Genomic DNA, 18,868 nt, shown 5'->3' with positions numbered 1-18,868 from the left:
TAAAAGTCGTTATCAGATGAAAAAGTCGAGGCGGAAATAGATCGGTGCTTCGCGCTCGGGCAGCGCGTCCGGTCGTTCCAGGGAATGTGCGAAGGTCACGCTGGCGGCGACGTGCTGGCCGCGGACGAACAGCTCCAGCGAATTGCTCGACATGCGCCCGTGCTGATCGCCGTTATAGCGATCATTGGCAATCACACCCTGGTCGTAACCGAGGCTGGCGCCGTACTCGGCGAACACCGGTTGCAGCCAGTCGGCATTCACCGGACGGCTCCAGCGCAGGTCGTTGCGCCAGTAACCACCGCTGTCGCCGGACAGCGACTGGTCCTTGTAGCCGCGGATCGATGACGATCCGCCGAGGCTGGTGCGCTGCGAACTGAACAGCACGTCTTCGCTGCGTTGGCCGGTCATCAGGCTGCTGAAACTGAACGACTCGCCCCAGAGCTTGAATGGCTGCAGGTAGCTCAGGGTTGCGCTGTATTTGCGGTAGTGCGCTTCGGGTTCGCCGGGGCCGGGATCGTGGCTGCCCTGCGCATCGAAGGCGCCGATGCCTTCCTGCATGCCGGCGTCAAAGTTGACGAACGCGCTGCCGACACGGCGGCCGTGGTTGAAGCCGAACTGCGCTTCGCTGATGCGGTTGCTGCTCAGCTTGAGCTTGCTGTCTTCAATGAAGTTGTTGGTGCGCAGGTACGACAGGCCGGCGCTGAGGGAGGTCTTGCTGACCGCGTCGCGATGAATCACCCGCTCGGCGCGCAACTGATGGTTTTCGCTGTCGCCGGTCTGCTTGAAGTTGTAGCCGTTGGCGGCGATCTGCGAACGGTATTCGCTCTGGCTGTAGGTGTAGCTGAACGTCCACCAGCCCCATGGCAGGTTGTAATTGAGCATGGCGTTATTGGAGGTGTGCTGATGGTCAGTCATCGCATCGTGACCGCCGCGCAGGCTCAGCTGATCGGCCAGGCCAAGCGGGCTGTCCCAGTCGAACGTGGTGCCCCACTGCTGTTCGCCGGTGCTGCGCTGACCGTCGTTACTACGCGACAGGCCAGCGCGCCATGGCTTCTGCGGGTTGTTGGTAACGCGCACTTCACTGCCGCCGACGTTCTGCCCGGGGGCCAACTCCATTTTCGCCTGATTGGACGGCAGGCGATTGAGCTGATCGACCATTTGCTCGATCTCGCGCAGGTTGACCAACTCGCCGGTCTTGCCGGGAAACGCCATGGCCAGTTCGCGATCCGAGAGCCGACTGTTGTCGGCGCCCTTCATGCCCTCGAGCCGGCCTTCGACCACCAGCACTTGCAGATGCCCGCTGGACAGGTCCTGTTGCGGCAGATAGGCGCGGCTGGTGACCAGGCCCTTCTCGATGTAGTGGTCGGTGATGACTTTGAGCAGCTCATTGAGCTGGGGCACGCCGAGGCATGCGCCGATGTAAGGCTTGAGCAGGCGAGCCTTTTCGCCCTCGCTCAGGCTGTCTGCGCCTTTGAGTTCGATGTCCTTGATCGGGAAACAGCGGCTATCGGTGGGAGTTGCCGGTTGCGCTGGCTTGAGACCTTTGCCGGGCAAATCCTTGAGTTCTTCGAGACGGCGCTGCTGCTCTTCGAGCAGGCGATTCTGGCGGTCGCGGATAAGGTCGGTTTCACCTGGGGTGGGTGCAGCAACGGCGAAATGAAGCGGAGAAAGGCACAGCAACGCTACGCACAACCGCGCCACGAGGGCGGGTGAGGACATGTTCGATCCCTCGAGACGAAAGTGACATCAAAATAGTGGCGCGATATTAGATGGCCATCATTTTGACGTCAAACTTATGTTCTACCATTGGTCGGCCTCGAGGCGCTGTTGCGCGGGTAAAACCAGCACCTGCGTACAAGTGCAAAACCGTGGTTGCGCAGATAGTGAACGCGGCCCATTCGGCATTCAGTCATACCCACACACGATCACAAGGAGTTTTCATGAGCACCTTCACGACCCAAGACGGCACCGAGATCTATTACAAGGACTGGGGCAGCGGCAAACCCGTGTTGTTCAGCCATGGCTGGCCACTGGACGGCGACATGTGGGAATACCAGATGGAATACCTGAGCAGCCGCGGCTATCGCACCATTGCCTTCGACCGTCGCGGGTTTGGCCGCTCTGATCAGCCGTGGACCGGTTACGACTACGACACGTTTGCCGATGACATCGCCGGCCTGATCAACCATCTGGACCTGCGCGACGTGACCCTGGTCGGCTTCTCCATGGGTGGCGGTGACGTCAGCCGTTACATCGCCCGGCATGGCAGCGAGCGTGTGGCGGGTCTGGTGTTGTTGGGTGCGGTGACGCCGCTGTTCGGCAAGAAGCCCGACTTCGCCCAAGGCGTCGACAAATCGGTGTTCGACGGGATCAAGGCCGGCCTGCTGAAGGACCGCGCGCAGTTCATCGCCGATTTCGCCGCGCCGTTCTATGGCACCAATCAAGGCCAGACGGTTTCCGACGGCGTGCTCACGCAGACCCTGAACATCGCGCTGATGGCGTCCTTGAAAGGTACGGTGGATTGCGTCACCGCGTTCTCGGAAACCGACTTTCGTCCGGACATGGCCAAAGTCGATGTGCCGACGCTGGTAATCCATGGTGACGGTGACCAGATCGTGCCGTTCGAAACCACCGGCAAACAGGCCGCCGCGCAGATCAAAGGCGCCGAGCTGAAAGTCTATGCCGGTGCGCCGCACGGTTTTGCCGTGACTCATGCGCAGGCGTTGAACGAAGATTTGCTGGCGTTCCTGCAGCGCTGACAAAACTGCCCGGGCGATGAAGATTTCTTCGTCGCCCGGGCACCTTGCTTTGCTCGGGCGCGTCGCCCACTCCCCGTATTCAAAGGCTTTCGCCGCGCTGCATCAGAATTTTATCTTCACATCCCAGCTTAATAATATTTTACCGATATCCCCCCTCTCCCTAGTCTGACCTCAAGCCAAACGGACAAGCCAACAGCGGCCCGAATCCCACTGCCTTGCTAGGAAGGATGTAGAGATGACCACTGACATAACAACAATCGACACGCTGATCGTGGGTGCTGGCCAGGCAGGCGTCGCGATGAGCGAACACCTGAGCAAACTCGGCGTGCCACACCTGGTGCTGGAGCGCAGTCGCATTGCCGAACGCTGGCGCACCGGGCGCTGGGACTCGCTGGTCGCCAACGGCCCGGCGTGGCACGACCGTTTCCCCGGTCTGGAATTCGATGACGTCGATCCCGACGGTTTTGCGCCGAAAGAACGCGTGGCCGATTACTTCGAAGCCTATGCGAAGAAATTCAACGCGCCGATCCGCACCGGCGTCGAGGTCAAAAGCGTGGTGCGCAATGTCGGTCGCCCCGGCTTCACCGTCGAGACCTCGGAAGGCGTGATCGAAGCCAGCCGTGTTGTCGCGGCAACCGGGCCGTTCCAGCGGCCAGTGATCCCGCCGATCGCACCGCAGGACGCACGTTTGCTGCAAATCCATTCCGCTGATTACCGCAATCCGCAGCAACTGCCGGAAGGTGCGGTTCTTGTGGTGGGCGCCGGCTCATCCGGGGTGCAGATTGCCGATGAACTGCAACGCTCCGGCAAACAAGTCTATCTGTCGGTTGGCGCCCACGACCGGCCGCCGCGTGCCTATCGCAATCGTGATTTCTGCTGGTGGCTCGGGGTGCTGGGCGAATGGGATCAAGCGGCGATGAAACCGGGCCGCGAGCACGTGACCATCGCGGTCAGCGGCGCTCATGGCGGGCGCACCATCGATTTTCGTGGCCTGGCCCATCGCGGCATGACCCTGGTCGGGGTCACCGAGTCGTTCGAAAACGGCGTAGTGACCTTCAAGCAGGACCTGCTCGAAAACCTCAATCGCGGTGACGAAAATTATCTGGCCCTGCTCGACGCCGCCGATGCCTATATCGAGAGAAATGGCCTCGATCTGCCGCAAGAGCCAGAGGCGCGTAAACGCTTCGCCGATCCGGAATGCGTGAAAAATCCGCTGCGCAATCTGCATCTGGCCGAGGCTGGCGTGACATCAATTATCTGGGCCACCGGGTTTGCCGTGGATTATTCCTGGCTACAGGTCGCGGCTTTCGATGACAAGGGCAAGCCGGTGCATCAGCGCGGCGTGTCGGCTGAGCCGGGGGTGTATTTCCTCGGTTTGCCGTGGCAGTCGCGTCGCGGTTCGTCGTTCATCTGGGGCGTCTGGCATGACGCCAAACATGTCGCCGATCACATCGCCACCCAGCGCAAATACCTCGAATACCGCGATGCCGAACAGCGTGAAGCCGCGCTGCATTCAGCGGTCCACAGCCCGGTCGCCGACGCCGTCGACGCCTGATTCCTTTCGCGGCGCCAATGGCGCCGCCCAACCTGTTTTGAGGAGCGGCACATGAGCCAGCCTACACACACGCGCATCCGCATGTTCAACACCAAGGACACTTACCCGAACCAGACGCTCGACAACGATTTGTGCCAGGCGGTGCGCGCCGGCAACACCGTGTATGTGCGCGGTCAGGTCGGCACTGATTTCGACGGCAATCTGGTCGGTCTGGGCGACCCGCGTGCGCAGGCCGAACAGGCCATGCGCAACGTCAAGCAACTGCTCGAAGAAGCCGGCAGCGACATGAGCCACATCGTCAAGACCACCACCTACCTGATCGACCCGCGCTACCGCGAGGCGGTCTATCAGGAGGTCGGCAAGTGGCTCAAAGGCGTGTTCCCGATCTCCACCGGGCTGGTGGTATCGGCGTTGGGGCAACCGCAGTGGTTGATGGAGATTGATGTGATTGCGGTGATTCCAGAGTAAGGCATCTCACCGCGTCGCGGCCTTCGCGAGCAGGCTCGCTGCCACAGGGGAATGCATTTCAAATGTGGGAGCGAGCCTGCTCGCGAAAGGGCCAGAAAGGACAAACAAATTTCTGAGAAGGATCACCCAAATGACTTTTTCCATCACCGCCCGCTGCGCCGAAACCGGTCAGTTCGGCGTTGCCATCAGTTCCTCCAGCATCGCCGTCGGCGCCCGTTGCCCCTGGCTGCTGCCGGGCGTTGGCGCGGTGTCGAGCCAGAACATCACCCTGCCCTCCCTCGGCCCGGAAGTGCTCGGGCTGCTGGAGCAAGGCGTGAGCCCGGATGCTGCCCTCGACAAAGTGCTCACGCGCAACGGTTACAGCCAGTATCGGCAGATCACCGCGATCAACCATCTGGGCGAGACCGCGCATTTCAGCGGTGCGCAGACCCTCGGCGTGCACAATGCCGTCAGCGGCGAACAGTGCGTGGCCGCCGGCAACATGCTCGCCGGGCGCGAGGTGATCGAGGCAATGGTCAGCGCATTCGAAGCCGGCGAAGGCCAGTTGGCCGACCGCTTGCTCGCTGCGCTGCATGCCGCTCAGGCCTTGGGCGGCGAAGCCGGGCCGGTGCATTCGGCCGCCGTGGTGGTGGTGGGCGAGCAGACCTGGCCGATCGTCAATCTGCGCGTCGACTGGGCCGATGAAGACCCGATCGGTCAGTTGCAAACACTCTGGAACGCCTACGCACCGCAGTTGCAGGATTACATCGACCGCGCCCTCGATCCGGCCAGGGCACCGGGCTATGGCGTTGCCGGGGACGATCGATGAACAGCGTCGAACTGCTCAAAGTGCTGGTGGGATTCGACACCACCAGCCGCGAGTCGAATCTGCAACTGATCGAATTCGTCCGCGATTACCTCGCCGGGTTCGACGTGCCGAGCGTGCTGATCTACAACGATGAGCGCAGCAAGGCCAACCTGTTCGCCACGATCGGTCCGGTGGATCAACCGGGCATTGTCTTGTCCGGGCACACCGATGTTGTGCCGGTCGACGGTCAGCCGTGGACCCTGCCGCCGTTCGAGCTCAGCGAGCGCGACGGTAAATTGTTTGGCCGCGGCACGGCGGACATGAAGGGTTATATCGCGTGCGTGCTGGCCCTGGTGCCGGCGCTGGTCACGACGCCGCTGCGTCTGCCGGTGCACATTGCGCTGTCCTATGACGAAGAGGTCGGCTGCCTCGGCGTGCGTTCGTTGCTTGAGGTATTGCAGCAGCGCCCGGTCAAACCATTGCTGTGCATCATCGGCGAGCCGACCGAGCTGAAACCGGTACTCGGCCACAAGGGCAAACTGGCGATGCGCTGCGATGTGCAGGGTCATCCGTGTCATTCGGCCTATGCGCCGCTCGGGGTCAACGCCATCGAATATGCCGCCGAACTGATCGCTGAACTGGGCCGACTCGGCCAGCAACTGAAAGCGCCGCAGCATCACGATGCGCGCTTCGATCCGCCCTACAGTACGGTGCAGACCGGCGTGATCAACGGAGGCAAGGCATTGAACATCGTGCCGGCCGATTGTCGTTTCGATTTCGAGATCCGCGCCCTGCCCTCACAGGATCCGGCGCTGGTGGCCGAAGCATTGAAAGACTATGCCGAGCGCGAAGTGTTGCCGCGCATGCGTGCGGTCAGTGCGCAAAGCGATATTCGCTTCCGGGCATTGTCGGCGTACCCGGGGCTGGCCACCGATGCGCAGAGTCAGGCCGCTGAGCTGATTGCAGCGTTCAGCGGTTCTCGGAAATTCGGCACGGTGGCGTTCGGCACCGAGGGCGGACTGTTCGATGCCGTTGGCATTCCTACCGTGGTGTGCGGCCCCGGCAGCATGGTTCAGGGGCATAAACCCGATGAGTTTGTCAGCCTTGAGCAACTGCATGCCTGCGATCAAATGCTCCAGCGGATGCTGGTGTTCATCAGCCTCTGAGCCGCGCGCCGAAGCCTGTTTTTTTAAGGTTTCAAGCAACAAACTTACTAATTTATCTCGCGCCTCACTTTGCACATGATCACTCCAACAACAAGTGCGCCGTCCGTGCCGGCGCTTACCGAAGTACGTCCACGTACTCAACCTTGCCTTGGAGTTCGTCATGGCTAGCGCAACCGCATCTTCCGCTCCGCTCATTGAGAAACACACGATAGGCTACGTGCCTCCCGAAGATCGCCACGGCAAAGTCAGGGATCTGTTCACGCTCTGGTTCGGCGGCAACATCGCGCCGTTGCCCATCGTCACCGGAGCGCTGGGCGTGCAGCTGTTTCAGCTGAATCTGCTCTGGGGCATCGTGGCGATTCTCGTCGGCCATCTGGTCGGCGGCGTGCTGATGGCGCTGCATTCGGCGCAAGGCCCGCAGATGGGCATTCCGCAGATCATCCAGAGCCGCGCGCAGTTCGGCTCCCTCGGCGCCTTGCTGGTGGTGTTGATTGCCGGGGTCATGTACGTCGGCTTTTTCGCCTCCAACATCGTCCTCGCCGGCAAGTCGCTGCACGGTGTGGTCGACAGTGTTCCGGTGCCGGTGGGCATCGTCATCGGCGCGCTCGGTTCGGGGATCATCGGCATCATTGGCTACCGTTTCATCCATGTGCTCAACCGTATCGGCACCTGGGTGCTGGGCATCGGCATCGTGGTCGGTTTCGGCTATATCCTGACCCACATTCAGACCGATGATTTTCTCACGCGCGGCAGTTTCAACCTGTCCGGCTGGCTCGCCACGGTGTCGCTGGCGGCGTTGTGGCAGATCGCGTTCGCGCCGTATGTGTCGGACTATTCGCGCTACTTGCCGGCCGACGTGAAAGTGTCGTCAACCTTCTGGACGACCTACCTGGGTTCGGCATTGGGTTCGAGCCTGTCATTCGTGTTCGGCGCCGTCGCGGTACTGGCGACGCCGGTGGGCATGGACACCATGGACGCGGTCAAACTCGCCACCGGCTCGATCGGCCCGCTGATGCTGGTGCTGTTCCTGCTCAGCGTGATCAGCCACAACGCGCTCAACCTGTACGGCGCGGTGCTGTCGCTGATCACCTTGGTGCAGACCTTCGCCTATCGCTGGATTCCCACCGCGAAAAGCCGTGCAGTGATTTCGCTCATCGTCCTGCTGGCATGCTGTTTTGCCGCTGTCGGTGCGTCGGCAGATTTCATCGGCCACTTCGTCGACATGGTGCTGGTGCTGCTGGTGGTGTTGGTGCCGTGGACGGCGATCAACCTCATCGACTTCTACGCAATACACAAAGGTCAGTACGACATCCAGTCGATTTTCCAGGTCGATGGGGGCATCTACGGACGCTACAACCCGCAGGCCTTGCTTGCCTATGTGATCGGCATTGCCGTGCAGATTCCGTTCATGAACACGCCGCTTTACGTCGGCCCGGTGTCGGCGCACATCAACGGCGCGGATCTGTCGTGGCTGGTGGGCTTGCTGGTGACTTCGCCGCTGTACTTCTGGCTGGCCAGCCGCGATACCTCGTATCGTCGACGGATGATGGGCGCGAAGCTGGCGAGCAGTCTGTGAGCTGTTGACCAGACTGAAAAAGGAGGCCCGCCGGTGTGCGGGCCTTCTGCATTGTGCTGTGGTATTTATGGCTTGTGTCGGCTCTTTGGAAGGACAAGCCATGTTGCGAATACTCGGTAAAGCTTCGTCGATCAACGTGCGCAAGGTGCTGTGGACGTGTGCTGAATTGAACATTCCGTTCGAACGGGAAGACTGGGGATCGGGGTTTCAGTCAACGCATACGCCAGAGTTTCTGGCACTCAATCCGTGCGCGATGGTGCCGGTGATTCAGGACGATGATTTCACCCTGTGGGAGTCGAATACGATCATTCGTTATCTGGTGACGCGCTATGGCGGCGCGGACCTTTATCCCGCTGAGGCGCAGGCGCGGGCGCAGGTCGATCAGTGGATTGACTGGCAGGCTTCGGAGCTGAACCGGTCGTGGTCGTATCCGCTGATGGCGCTGGTGCGCAAATCCCCGGAGTACCAGGACAGCGCTGCGCTGGGCGCGGGTTGCCGGGACTGGGCGCGGAACATGGAGATTCTGGATCGACAGTTGCACAAGACCGGGGCTTACGTCAGTGGGCGGGAGTTTTCTCTGGCTGATATTCCGATCGGGCTGTCGGTCAATCGCTGGTTCGAAACGCCGCTGGAGCATCCTGATTTTCCGGCGGTTAGCGCTTATTACGAGCGGTTGAGTTTGCGTGAGGGGTATCGGTTGTATGGGCGTAACGGGACGCCGTGAGCGGTTGGATTTGGTGGAATGCCCGGGATTTTTTGACGCTGCAAAACCTGTGGGAGCGAGCCTGCTCGCGAAGGCTTTCTTTCAGGCGGTGAGTTTTTTTGGTTTGGGTACATATCCGTTGCTTCGGGTGTTGCTGCTGGCGGTTTCGCCCTTACGGCGAGTCCCTTTTTCAGACGCCAAAAAGGAACCAAAAGGCTTTGCTCCTGCGTTCGGCCCTCGCAGGCTCGGGTTCCTTCGCTCCGATGTCGCTGGTTAGGCAAGATCAAGATCAAGGGCACTCGAGCTAACGCTCATTGTTGAGTGGTTAGAAGCGGGGGGTTGGCTTGGGATTTGTGGTGGGGCTGCCCCTCACCCCAGCCCTCTCCCGAGGGAGAGGGAGCCGATGTTCGTGCTTTTCAAAATGTGCGTTCGACTCGGTTTTTCATGTCGGCGTATCTCTTCCATCCACCACGGTCAGTCCCCTCTCCCTCCGGGAGAGGGCTAGGGTGAGGGGCTTTTGATTTTCGGACTGAGTTCCAGCATCCCCCGGCAATCCAGGCTGAACCAAACGCTCGCTGCGCTCCCATACCCGGACTAATCCAGCATTTTGTCATTTATGCTTGAACGCCTCGCGCCGCCCTTGGCGTTCGGCTGTATAAGCCGCTTGCGGCTGGCTGATCAGGTCTTCCCGGCGTAGCGGTTCGCCGCAATGTGCGCACAGCGGCCCAAGACCTGCGGGATGGTTGCAGGGTTTGTGGGTGAAGATCACCGCCAACCCTTCCTCGGGCGCTTTGCACCAGGTTTCGCCCCACGCGCGCAAAGCCAGGATCACCGGGTAGAACGCTTCGCCCTTCGCGGTGAGGTGATATTCGTAGCGTTTCGGCCGTTCGTTGTACAAACGCCGCTCGACCAGCCCGTCCGCCTCCAGGCATTTGAGACGCGTGGCAACCATTTGCGGGGTGCCGCCGGTCTGCGCCTGGATCTCGTCGTAGCGATGATTGCCCATGAACAACTCGCGCAGAACCAGCACGGTCCAGCGATCACCGACGATGTTTTCGGCTCGTGAAATCGGGCACAGCGTGTCGGGCGCGCTATCGTTGATAGTCATCGGGGCTTGCCTCTTTTACAGTTACTATGATTATCATATCAACACGATGCCAGGACAAGCCCTGCGCACCGCTCTTTCCTTTTCGTGGAACAAGCCGCCATGTCGAACCCTGTTTATCCGCTGAACCGCACCGCCTATCTGCTGGTCGATCCGTACAACGATTTCCTTTCCGAGGGTGGCAAGGTTTTCCCTTTGCTCAAACCCATGGCGGAGCAGAACGGCCTGCTCGACAACCTGCGCAAACTCGATCACGCGGTGCGCAGCCTGCAGATTCCGGTGGTGATCGTACCGCATCACCGTTGGGAAAAAGGCGACTACGAAAACTGGGATCACCCCACGCCCACGCAGTGCAAGATCATGCACATGCACCATTTCGCCCGTGGCGAATGGGGCGGCGAATGGCATCCGGATTTCGCCCCGCAGGACGGCGACATTGTCGTTCAGGAGCATTGGGGCTCAAGCGGATTTGCCAATACCGACCTGGATTTTCGCTTGAAGCAGAAAGGCATCACCCACGTCATCATCGTCGGCCTGCTGGCCAACACCTGCATCGAAGCCACCGCCCGCTATGCAGCGGAACTTGGCTACCACGTCACGCTGGTGCGCGATGCGACCGCCGCGTTCAAAGCGGAAATGATGCACGCCGCCCACGAGCTCAACGGCCCGACGTTCGCTCATGTCATTACCGACACCGACGCGTTGATCGCCAGCCTCGAATCGCAATGAGCACATGCCTGACTGCGGCCGAGTGCAGCCGCGGTCAGGCATCCGCCGGCACCACTCCGCGCTCTTCGAGCAAGCGCACAAACATGCTCAAGCTGCGCGACACCGCACCCCGACGCCAGACCAGCCAGGTAGTCAGGTAACGAAAATCCGCGGTCAGCGGCCAGACGCTGACGGTGGCGCTACCGGGCATGCTTTGCAGCATTTTGCGCGGCATCAGCGCCAGCCCGGCGCCGGCACTGACACAGGCGAGCATGCCGTGGTAGGACTCCATTTCGAAGATCTTGCCCGGCACGGCGGCATCGGTGCTGAACCATTTTTCGAAGTGATGCCGGTAAGAGCAGTTGGAGCGGAAGGCGTAGATGTTTTCGCCGTTCACATCCGCCGCACGCTGCACCGGGGCGTGATTGAGCGGCGCGATGATCACCATTTCTTCCTCGAAGGCCGGCACGCCTTCCAGGGTCGGGTGCAGCACCGGACCATCGACGAACGCCGCCGCGAGGCGCCCGGACAGCACACCGTCGATCATGGTGCCGGAGGGGCCGGTCGACAGGTCGAGATCGACTTTCGGGTGCAATTGGTTATATGCCGCCAGCAGTTCGGGTATGCGCACCGCTGCCGTGCTTTCCAGCGAGCCCAGGGGAAACGCCCCCTGCGGCTCTTCGCCGGCGACCGTTGCCCGCGCCTCCTGCACCAGATCGAGAATCCGCCGCGCGTACTCAAGAAAACTCCACCCGGCCGGTGACAGGCGCAGGCGGCTTTTCTCGCGGATAAACAAATCGACGCCCAGATCCTGCTCCAGTTGCTTGATGCGCGTGGTCAGGTTCGACGGCACGCGATGGATCTGCGTGGCGGCGGCGCTGATGCTGCCATGCTCGGCAACGGCTTTGAAGATTTCCAGTTGCACCAGATCCACAGGCATTCTCCAATCGTGAAAGAAACGATCTTTATTATTCAGTTTCCAGAAAACAAACACCACCCTACTCTAGGCCCATCCACTGAACATACGCAGGACGACGCCATGAGCCAGATTTCCAGCCAGACCCACGCTATCTCGATCAACCCAGCGACCGGTGAGCAGATCGGCCACTATGCATTCGAATCCGCTACCGCCCTCGATGCTGCGCTGACCCGCGCCGCTTACGGCTTCGGCAAGTGGAAGCGCAAGCCGCTGCAGGATCGTTCTCGTTTGCTGACCGCCCTCGCCGGCGCGCTGCGCGACACCGCTGAGGCCATGGCGACCATGATCACTCAGGAAATGGGCAAGCCGATTGCTCAGGCCCGCGGTGAAATCGAAAAATGCGCCAAGCTCTGCGAGTGGTACGCCGAACACGGCCCGGCCATGCTCGACGCCGAACCGACTCAGGTCGAGGGCGGTAAGGCGCGTATCGAATACCGCCCGCTCGGGCCGATTCTGGCAGTGATGCCGTGGAACTTCCCGATCTGGCAAGTGCTGCGCGGCGCCGTGCCAGCGCTGATCGCCGGCAACACCTATGTGCTCAAGCATGCGCCGAACGTGATGGGCAGCGCTTACCTGCTGCGCGACGCGTTCACCCGCGCCGGTTTCGCCGATGGTGTGTTTGAAGTAATCAACGTGACGCCAGAAGGCGTGTCGACCGCCATCGCCGACCCGCGCATCGCTGCGGTGACCCTGACCGGCAGCGTCCGCGCCGGTATGGCCATCGGTGCTCAGGCCGGTGCAGCCCTGAAAAAATGCGTGCTGGAATTGGGCGGTTCTGACCCGTTCATCGTGCTTAACGACGCTGACATCGATGAAGCCGTGCAGGCTGCCGTGATCGGTCGCTATCAGAACTCCGGTCAGGTCTGCGCAGCAGCCAAGCGTCTGATCATCGAGGTAGGCGTAGTCGAGGAGTTCACGCGTAAATTCGTCGAAGCCACGCGTCAGTTGAAGGTCGGCGACCCATTGGCTGCCGACACTTACATCGGCCCGATGGCACGTTTCGATCTGCGCGATGAACTCGATCAGCAAGTGCGCGACACCCTGGAAGAAGGCGCGACGTTGCTGCTCGGCGGCGGCAAGGTGACAGGCCCGGGCAATTATTACGAACCCACCGTGCTGGCGGACGTCACCGACCGCATGACCTCGTTCAAACAGGAACTGTTCGGCCCGGTCGCCTCGATCATCACCGCCCGCGACTGCGCCCATGCCGTAGCGCTGGCCAATGACAGCGAATTCGGCCTGACCGCGACGATCTACACCGCCAACATACAACTGGCTCAGCAACTGACCAGTGAATTGGACACCGGCGGCGTGTTCATCAACGGCTACTCCGCCAGCGACCCCCGCGTGACCTTCGGCGGCGTGAAGAAAAGCGGTTTCGGCCGCGAACTTTCACACTTTGGTGTTCGCGAATTCTGCAACGCGCAGACTGTGTGGCTGGATCGTAAATAGTAGCCAGCCTGCTGGCGATGGCGGAGTGTCAATTGCAGTTGCGTTATCTGAACGCCGCCATCGCTTGCAGGCAAAATCAAAAGCCCCTCACCCTAGCCTTCTCCCGGAGGGAGAGGGGACTGACCGTGGTGGATGGAAGAGATACGCCGACATGAAAAACCGAGTCGAACGCACATTTTGAAAAGCACAAACATCGGCTCCCTCTCCCTCGGGAGAGGGCTGGGGTGAGGGGCAGCCCCACCCCAAATCCCAAGCCAACCACCCGCCTCTAACCCCTCAACAATGAGCGTTAGCTCGAGTGCCCTTGATCTTGATCTTGCCTAACCAGCGACATCGGAAGGCTGAGTGGAGGGATCGATCCGGGCGTGGGAGCGCAGCGACCGTCTGGCGCAGCCAGACACAGCGGACGTAGGTGCAGCGAAGCAAACCGTAGCCGCTGCGCCCGGATCGATCCCGGAGCGAAGGGACCCGAGCCTGCGAGGGCCGTACGTAGGAGCAAGCGTTTTTTGCTTACTTTTTTAGGCGCTTGTAAAAAAGTAAGTCGCCGTAAGGGCGAAACCGCCAGCCGCACCACCCGAAGCAACGGATATTCCCCCAAAACAAACCCCAAGAGCATGGTCGGCCCACAGGCCGCCACGCCCACAAAAAAAATCAGAACGCCGTAACCCCCCCATCTACCGCCAACGAATGTCCAGTAGTAAACGCCGCCCCATCACTGCACAAATACAGCACAGCACTGGCAATCTCCCCGACCGTACCAATGCGCCCCACCGGATGCATGGCATTGGCAAACTCACCCTTTTTCGGATCAGCCTCATAAGCACGACGAAACATATCGGTATCGATCACCGCCGGACACACTGCATTGACGCGAATTTTCTTTTTCGCATACTCGATCGCCGCCGACTTGGTCAGCCCGATCACCGCATGCTTGGACGCCGCATAAATACTCATCTTCGGCGCCGCCCCCAACCCCGCCACCGACGCCGTATTGACGATCGCCCCGCCGCCCTGCGCCAGCAGCAATGGCAACTGATACTTCATGCACAGCCAGACGCCTTTGACGTTGACGCCCATGATCGCATCGAACTCATCCATCGAACCGTCGGCCAGTTTGCCCTTCTCGATCTCGATTCCGGCATTGTTGAAGGCGTAGTCGAGACGACCGTAGGTATTGACGACCTCGTCCATCAGATTTTTCACATCGCTCTCGACGGTCACGTCGCAACGCACGAAGGACGCTTCGCCACCGGCAGTACGAATCAGCGCCACCGTGCCCTCGCCGCCCGCCGCGTCGAAGTCGGCAACCACCACTTTAAGGCCTTCGGCGGCGAACGCCTGAGCGGTCGCGCGGCCGATGCCGTTGGCCGCTCCGGTAACGACAACGACTTGACCGGAAAACGTCATGCTCATGCGGATGTCCTCGAACAGTTGGGAATGCTGGTATTGGCTGGAGCGCAGCATAGCCATGGCGCTCGATCGCGCGTCAGCACTATCCACACAGCGGTTATGCCCCCATGAACTGCAGTGATTAACCTATGCGGGCCACTATCATCGTAGTCGATTGAAGTGCATTCGCCGCATCAGCCAATCTTGCACCATGGCCGCCGAGCGTCTATCAACAAAGCTCCATTCCGTTCGAGTGCCAGTCATGACCAACCAGACCAATCGCCAGTTCCTGCTCGCCAAACGCCCGGTGGGTGCGGCCAGCCGTGAGACCTTTACCTATCAGGAAGTACCGGTCGGCGAACCGGCGGCGGGGCAGATTCTGGTGAAGAACGAATACCTGTCCCTGGACCCGGCCATGCGCGGCTGGATGAACGAGGGCAAGTCCTACATCCCGCCGGTCGGTATCGGTGAAGTCATGCGCGCGCTGGGCGTGGGAAAAGTCATTGCCTCGAACAATCCCGGCTTTGCCGTTGGTGACTACGTCAACGGCGCCATCGGCGTGCAGGATTATTTCCTCGGCGAGCCCAGAGGTTTCTACAAGGTCGATCCGAAACTGGCCCCGCTGCCGGTGTATCTGTCTGCGCTGGGCATGACCGGCATGACCGCCTACTTTGCTCTGCTCGATGTCGGCGCGCCAAAGGCCGGCGACACCGTGGTGCTGTCCGGTGCGGCTGGCGCGGTGGGCAGCGTCGCCGGGCAGATTGCCAAGCTCAAGGGCTGCCGCGTGGTCGGCATTGCCGGCGGTGCCGACAAGTGCAAGTTCCTCGTCGACGAACTGGGCTTTGACGGCGCCATCGATTACAAGAGCGAAGACGTGATCGCCGGGCTCAAGCGTGAATGCCCGAAAGGCGTCGACGTGTATTTCGACAACGTCGGCGGCGACATCCTCGACGCAGTGCTGAGCCGCTTGAACATGAAAGCGCGCGTGGTGATCTGCGGCGCAATCAGCCAGTACAACAACAAAGAAGCCGTCAAAGGCCCGGCCAATTACCTGTCGCTGCTGGTCAATCGCGCGCGGATGGAAGGCTTCGTGGTGATGGACTACGCCGCGCAATATGCGAGCGCCGCGCAGGAAATGGCCGGATGGATGGCCAAGGGGCAACTGAAGAGCAAGGAAGATATCGTCGAAGGCCTGGAGACGTTCCCCGAGACCTTGATGAAATTGTTCAACGGCGGGAATTTCGGCAAGTTGGTGCTGAAAGTCTAAACTCATCACAAAACCAATGTGGGAGCGAGCCTGCTCGCGAAGAGAGAGTGTCAGTCGACATCTGCATCGACTGACTCACCGCATTCGCGAGCAGGCTCGCTCCCACATTCTGATCTTCAGTGAGGCTTAGGCGATCTCAGCCACAACCGAAGCCAGCGCCTGGGCCGGATCAGCCGCCTGGCTGATCGGACGGCCAATCACCAGATAATCGGAACCGGCATCCAGCGCCTGACGCGGGGTCAGAATGCGACGCTGGTCGTCCTGCGCACTGCCGGCCGGACGGATCCCCGGGGTCACCAGTTGCAACGACGGGTGCGCGGTTTTCAGCGCGGTGGCTTCCAGTGCCGAGCAAACCAGACCGTCCATCCCGGCTTTGTCGGCCAGTGCCGCCAGACGCAGCACCTGCTCCTGCGGCTCGATGTCCAGACCGATGCCAGCCAGGTCCTCACGCTCCATGCTGGTCAGCACGGTCACGCCGATCAGCAACGGTTGCGGGCCGCTGCGCTTGTCCAACTCTTCACGACAGGCCGCCATCATGCGCAGGCCACCGGAACAATGCACGTTGACCATCCACACACCCATCTCGGCGGCAGCTTTCACGGCCATCGCGGTGGTGTTGGGAATGTCGTGAAATTTCAAATCGAGGAACACTTCGAAACCCTTGTCTCGCAGGGTGCCGACGATTTCCGCGGCGCAACTGGTGAACAGTTCCTTGCCCACTTTGACCCGGCACAGTTTCGGGTCCAACTGGTCGGCCAGCTTCAGTGCGGCGTCACGGGTGGGGAAATCCAGGGCGACGATGATAGGAGTCTGGCAGGCGGACATGAATGGGCTCTCAGGCAGGTCGAAATCGGCGCGCATTGTAGCGGAACCGGCGGCGGCGCGGCACCCGATGATCGGTAAATCGTCGCCCCGGCGCTGATCAGCATAGCGCTCGCTGCTATTGTGTCGACTTCGATACACAGCCGACATGTCGCCAACATGCACCCGCATTAGCCTCGCCAGCCGCAACACGTTCTTACAACAGCACTTCCCGCCTCAAGGCCGGACGCCTATGCTGAAAACCACCACCTCGCAGCCCATCTTTTGTGGTTGGCGGCCAACTGGCAGACGAACAGCCCCATGCACAACACCCAAACGCCCCTGATGGATGAGCCCAAAGATGACAAGCGCTGGAGCATTCGTGCCCTGATCGTTGACGATGACGTGCCGATTCGCGAGTTGATGATCGATTACCTCGCCCGCTTCAACATCCACGCCAGCGGTGTCACCGACGGTGCGGCCATGCGCCAGGCGATGCAGGCCGAACATTTCGACGTCGTGGTGCTGGACCTGATGCTGCCCGGCGAAGACGGTTTGTCGCTGTGCCGCTGGCTGCGCGCCGAATCGGACATTCCGATCCTGATGCTCACTGCCCGCTGCGAACCCACTGACCGCATCATCGGCCTCGAACTCGGCGCCGACGACTACATGGCCAAGCCGTTCGAGCCGCGCGAACTGGTGGCCCGCATCCAGACGATTCTGCGCCGCGTGCGCGACGACCGCAGCGAACAGCGAGCCAATATCCGTTTCGATAACTGGCGCCTGAACAGCGTCATGCGCCAGTTGATTGCCGACAATGGCCTGGTGGTGCCGCTGTCCAACGCTGAATTCCGCCTGCTCTGGGTATTTATCGAACGTCCGCGCCGGGTGCTCAGCCGCGAACAATTGCTCGACGCCGCCCGCGGCCGCTCGATCGAAGCATTCGACCGCAGCATCGATTTGCTGGTGTCGCGCCTGCGGCAGAAACTCGGCGATGACCCGAAAGCGCCACATCTGATCAAAACCGTGCGCGGCGAGGGTTATCTGTTCGACGCACGGGACATCGGCTGATGCGGGCGCGCTTCGACACACTGTTCGGGCGCCTGTTCGGCGTGCTGTTCGCGGCGATCGTCCTCGCGCATCTGCTGGCGTTCACCTGGTTCCGTCTTTACGGCCCGCCTCCACCGCCACCAGAATTTACTCACGGTACCGAGAGGCAACAGCCGCCACCCGATCCGCGTTACCCGCCCCGCCCACCGCGTCCATGGTTCGGTGGCCCGGTGGTGCCGCTAACGTTCCAGTTCATTACCTTGATGATCGCCGCGTGGTACGGCGCCAAACTGCTCAGCCGGCCGATCCAGCGCCTGAGCGACGCCGCCGAACGCCTCAGCGAAGATCTCGACAGCCCGCCCCTCGACGAATCCGGCCCACGCGAAGCGCGACAAGCAGCATCTACCTTCAACCTGATGCAACGGCGTATCCGTGAACAGGTCCAGCAACGCGCGCGCATGCTCGGCGCCGTCTCCCACGACCTGCGCACACCGCTGTCACGACTGAAACTGCGCCTGGAAAACATCAGCGACGAAAAACTCCAGGGCCAGATGCGTCAGGATCTGGATGACATGATCGGCATGCTCGACGCCACCCTCACCTACCTCCACGAACAGCGCACCAGCGAAGCCCTGCAACTGATGGACGTGCAGGCGCTGGTCGAATCGCTGTGCGAAAACGCCCAGGACCAGGGTGCCGACGTACAGGTCAGCGGCCATTGCGCCCCGCTGCCAGTACAGCCGATGGCACTGCGTTCATGCCTCAACAACCTGCTCGACAACGCCCTGCGTTACGCCGGCCAGGCGCGCATCGAACTGCACGATCAACGCGAACAACTACTGATCCACGTAATCGACCATGGCCCCGGGATTGCCGAAGGCCAACGCGAAGCCGTGTTCGAGCCCTTTTACCGACTGGAAGGCTCACGCAATCGCAACTCCGGCGGCGTCGGCCTGGGCATGACCATTGCTCGCGAAGCGGCACAGCGTTTGGGTGGACAGTTGAATCTGCAAGAAACCTCAGGCGGTGGATTGACCGCCGTGATTCGCCTGCCGCGGACCTGAAAACACAATGGTCCCCGGTAGAAAGTAGAAGTATCTGGA

At 61.1% G+C, this 18,868-nt stretch carries 17 protein-coding genes; 12 read left to right on the top strand and 5 right to left on the bottom strand.

Going from position 1 to position 18,868, the window contains the following annotated elements; translation table 11 throughout:
• Window positions 1-12: 12 nt before the first annotated feature.
• Window positions 13-1,719, bottom strand: a complete 1,707-nt coding sequence (locus ACGSLL_RS15420; RefSeq protein WP_394506943.1) for a ShlB/FhaC/HecB family hemolysin secretion/activation protein — start codon at window positions 1,717-1,719, stop codon at window positions 13-15.
• A gap of 221 nt (window positions 1,720-1,940) precedes the next feature.
• On the opposite strand from ACGSLL_RS15420, the gene ACGSLL_RS15415 reads away from it, so the two are divergent.
• The 7 genes from ACGSLL_RS15415 (at window position 1,941) to ACGSLL_RS15385 (ending at window position 9,035) form a co-directional block, all read left to right on the top strand.
• Window positions 1,941-2,759: an alpha/beta fold hydrolase gene (locus ACGSLL_RS15415; RefSeq protein WP_394506942.1), complete on the top strand. Its 819-nt coding sequence runs from the start codon at window positions 1,941-1,943 to the stop codon at window positions 2,757-2,759.
• Window positions 2,760-2,994: 235 nt separating this feature from the next.
• Window positions 2,995-4,314: a flavin-containing monooxygenase gene (locus ACGSLL_RS15410; protein ID WP_394506941.1), complete on the top strand. Its 1,320-nt coding sequence runs from the start codon at window positions 2,995-2,997 to the stop codon at window positions 4,312-4,314.
• 51 nt (window positions 4,315-4,365) lie between these two features.
• The gene (locus ACGSLL_RS15405; protein ID WP_039763092.1) at window positions 4,366-4,782 is read left to right on the top strand and encodes a RidA family protein; all 417 of its coding nucleotides are present in this window, start codon (window positions 4,366-4,368) and stop codon (window positions 4,780-4,782) included.
• A 130-nt stretch (window positions 4,783-4,912) separates the two neighbouring features.
• The gene (locus ACGSLL_RS15400; protein ID WP_394506940.1) at window positions 4,913-5,590 is read left to right on the top strand and encodes a DUF1028 domain-containing protein; all 678 of its coding nucleotides are present in this window, start codon (window positions 4,913-4,915) and stop codon (window positions 5,588-5,590) included.
• Window positions 5,587-6,735: an acetylornithine deacetylase gene (argE, locus tag ACGSLL_RS15395; protein WP_394506939.1), complete on the top strand. Its 1,149-nt coding sequence runs from the start codon at window positions 5,587-5,589 to the stop codon at window positions 6,733-6,735. The genes ACGSLL_RS15400 and argE overlap by 4 nt, the downstream gene beginning before the upstream one ends.
• 160 nt (window positions 6,736-6,895) lie before the next feature.
• Window positions 6,896-8,311 carry a purine-cytosine permease family protein gene (locus ACGSLL_RS15390; RefSeq protein ID WP_394506938.1) on the top strand — a complete coding sequence of 472 codons (1,416 nt, stop codon included), beginning with the start codon at window positions 6,896-6,898 and terminating at the stop codon, window positions 8,309-8,311.
• A 100-nt stretch (window positions 8,312-8,411) separates the two neighbouring features.
• Complete coding sequence (locus tag ACGSLL_RS15385) at window positions 8,412-9,035, top strand: glutathione S-transferase family protein (RefSeq protein WP_394506937.1); 624 nt, start codon at window positions 8,412-8,414, stop codon at window positions 9,033-9,035.
• Between the two features lie 589 nt (window positions 9,036-9,624).
• Here the strand turns inward: ACGSLL_RS15385 and ACGSLL_RS15380 are convergent.
• Entirely contained in the window at window positions 9,625-10,122 is a 498-nt protein-coding gene (locus tag ACGSLL_RS15380) for a winged helix-turn-helix transcriptional regulator (protein ID WP_394506936.1), read from the bottom strand.
• Window positions 10,123-10,221: 99 nt separating this feature from the next.
• Here ACGSLL_RS15380 and ACGSLL_RS15375 point away from each other — a divergent pair, with 99 nt between their 5' ends.
• On the top strand, window positions 10,222-10,848 hold the full coding sequence (locus ACGSLL_RS15375; RefSeq protein WP_394506935.1) for a cysteine hydrolase family protein: 627 nt from the start codon (window positions 10,222-10,224) through the stop codon (window positions 10,846-10,848).
• Window positions 10,849-10,882: 34 nt separating this feature from the next.
• Here the strand turns inward: ACGSLL_RS15375 and ptrR are convergent, their stop codons facing one another.
• The gene (gene ptrR, locus ACGSLL_RS15370; RefSeq protein WP_394507133.1) at window positions 10,883-11,761 is read right to left on the bottom strand and encodes a putrescine utilization regulator PtrR; all 879 of its coding nucleotides are present in this window, start codon (window positions 11,759-11,761) and stop codon (window positions 10,883-10,885) included.
• A gap of 105 nt (window positions 11,762-11,866) precedes the next feature.
• On the opposite strand from ptrR, the gene ACGSLL_RS15365 reads away from it, so the two are divergent.
• On the top strand, window positions 11,867-13,258 hold the full coding sequence (locus ACGSLL_RS15365) for an aldehyde dehydrogenase family protein (RefSeq protein ID WP_394506934.1): 1,392 nt from the start codon (window positions 11,867-11,869) through the stop codon (window positions 13,256-13,258).
• A gap of 651 nt (window positions 13,259-13,909) precedes the next feature.
• Here ACGSLL_RS15365 and ACGSLL_RS15360 read toward each other — a convergent pair.
• Window positions 13,910-14,671, bottom strand: coding sequence for an SDR family oxidoreductase (locus ACGSLL_RS15360; protein ID WP_394507132.1), 762 nt, complete (start codon window positions 14,669-14,671; stop codon window positions 13,910-13,912).
• Between the two features lie 238 nt (window positions 14,672-14,909).
• Between ACGSLL_RS15360 and ACGSLL_RS15355 the strand changes: the two genes are divergently transcribed.
• Window positions 14,910-15,914, top strand: a complete 1,005-nt coding sequence (locus ACGSLL_RS15355; protein ID WP_394506933.1) for an NADP-dependent oxidoreductase — start codon at window positions 14,910-14,912, stop codon at window positions 15,912-15,914.
• A gap of 126 nt (window positions 15,915-16,040) precedes the next feature.
• Here ACGSLL_RS15355 and pyrF read toward each other — a convergent pair whose 3' ends face one another.
• Window positions 16,041-16,739: an orotidine-5'-phosphate decarboxylase gene (gene pyrF / locus ACGSLL_RS15350; protein ID WP_208940177.1), complete on the bottom strand. Its 699-nt coding sequence runs from the start codon at window positions 16,737-16,739 to the stop codon at window positions 16,041-16,043.
• 297 nt (window positions 16,740-17,036) lie between these two features.
• On the opposite strand from pyrF, the gene ACGSLL_RS15345 reads away from it, so the two are divergent.
• Window positions 17,037-17,786 (top strand): response regulator, encoded by a 750-nt coding sequence (locus tag ACGSLL_RS15345; RefSeq protein ID WP_394506932.1) that lies wholly within the window; start codon window positions 17,037-17,039, stop codon window positions 17,784-17,786.
• Window positions 17,786-18,829 (top strand): ATP-binding protein, encoded by a 1,044-nt coding sequence (locus tag ACGSLL_RS15340; protein WP_394506931.1) that lies wholly within the window; start codon window positions 17,786-17,788, stop codon window positions 18,827-18,829. Before ACGSLL_RS15345 ends, ACGSLL_RS15340 begins: the two co-directional genes overlap by 1 nt.
• The last annotated feature ends 39 nt before the right edge of the window (window positions 18,830-18,868 follow it).

The sequence above is a fragment of the Pseudomonas retamae genome (assembly GCF_043496865.1).
GTDB classification, from domain to species: Bacteria; Pseudomonadota; Gammaproteobacteria; order Pseudomonadales; family Pseudomonadaceae; genus Aquipseudomonas; species Aquipseudomonas retamae.
Note: the sequence above shows the minus strand (reverse complement) of the source record. Positions and strands in the feature narration are given on the sequence as shown.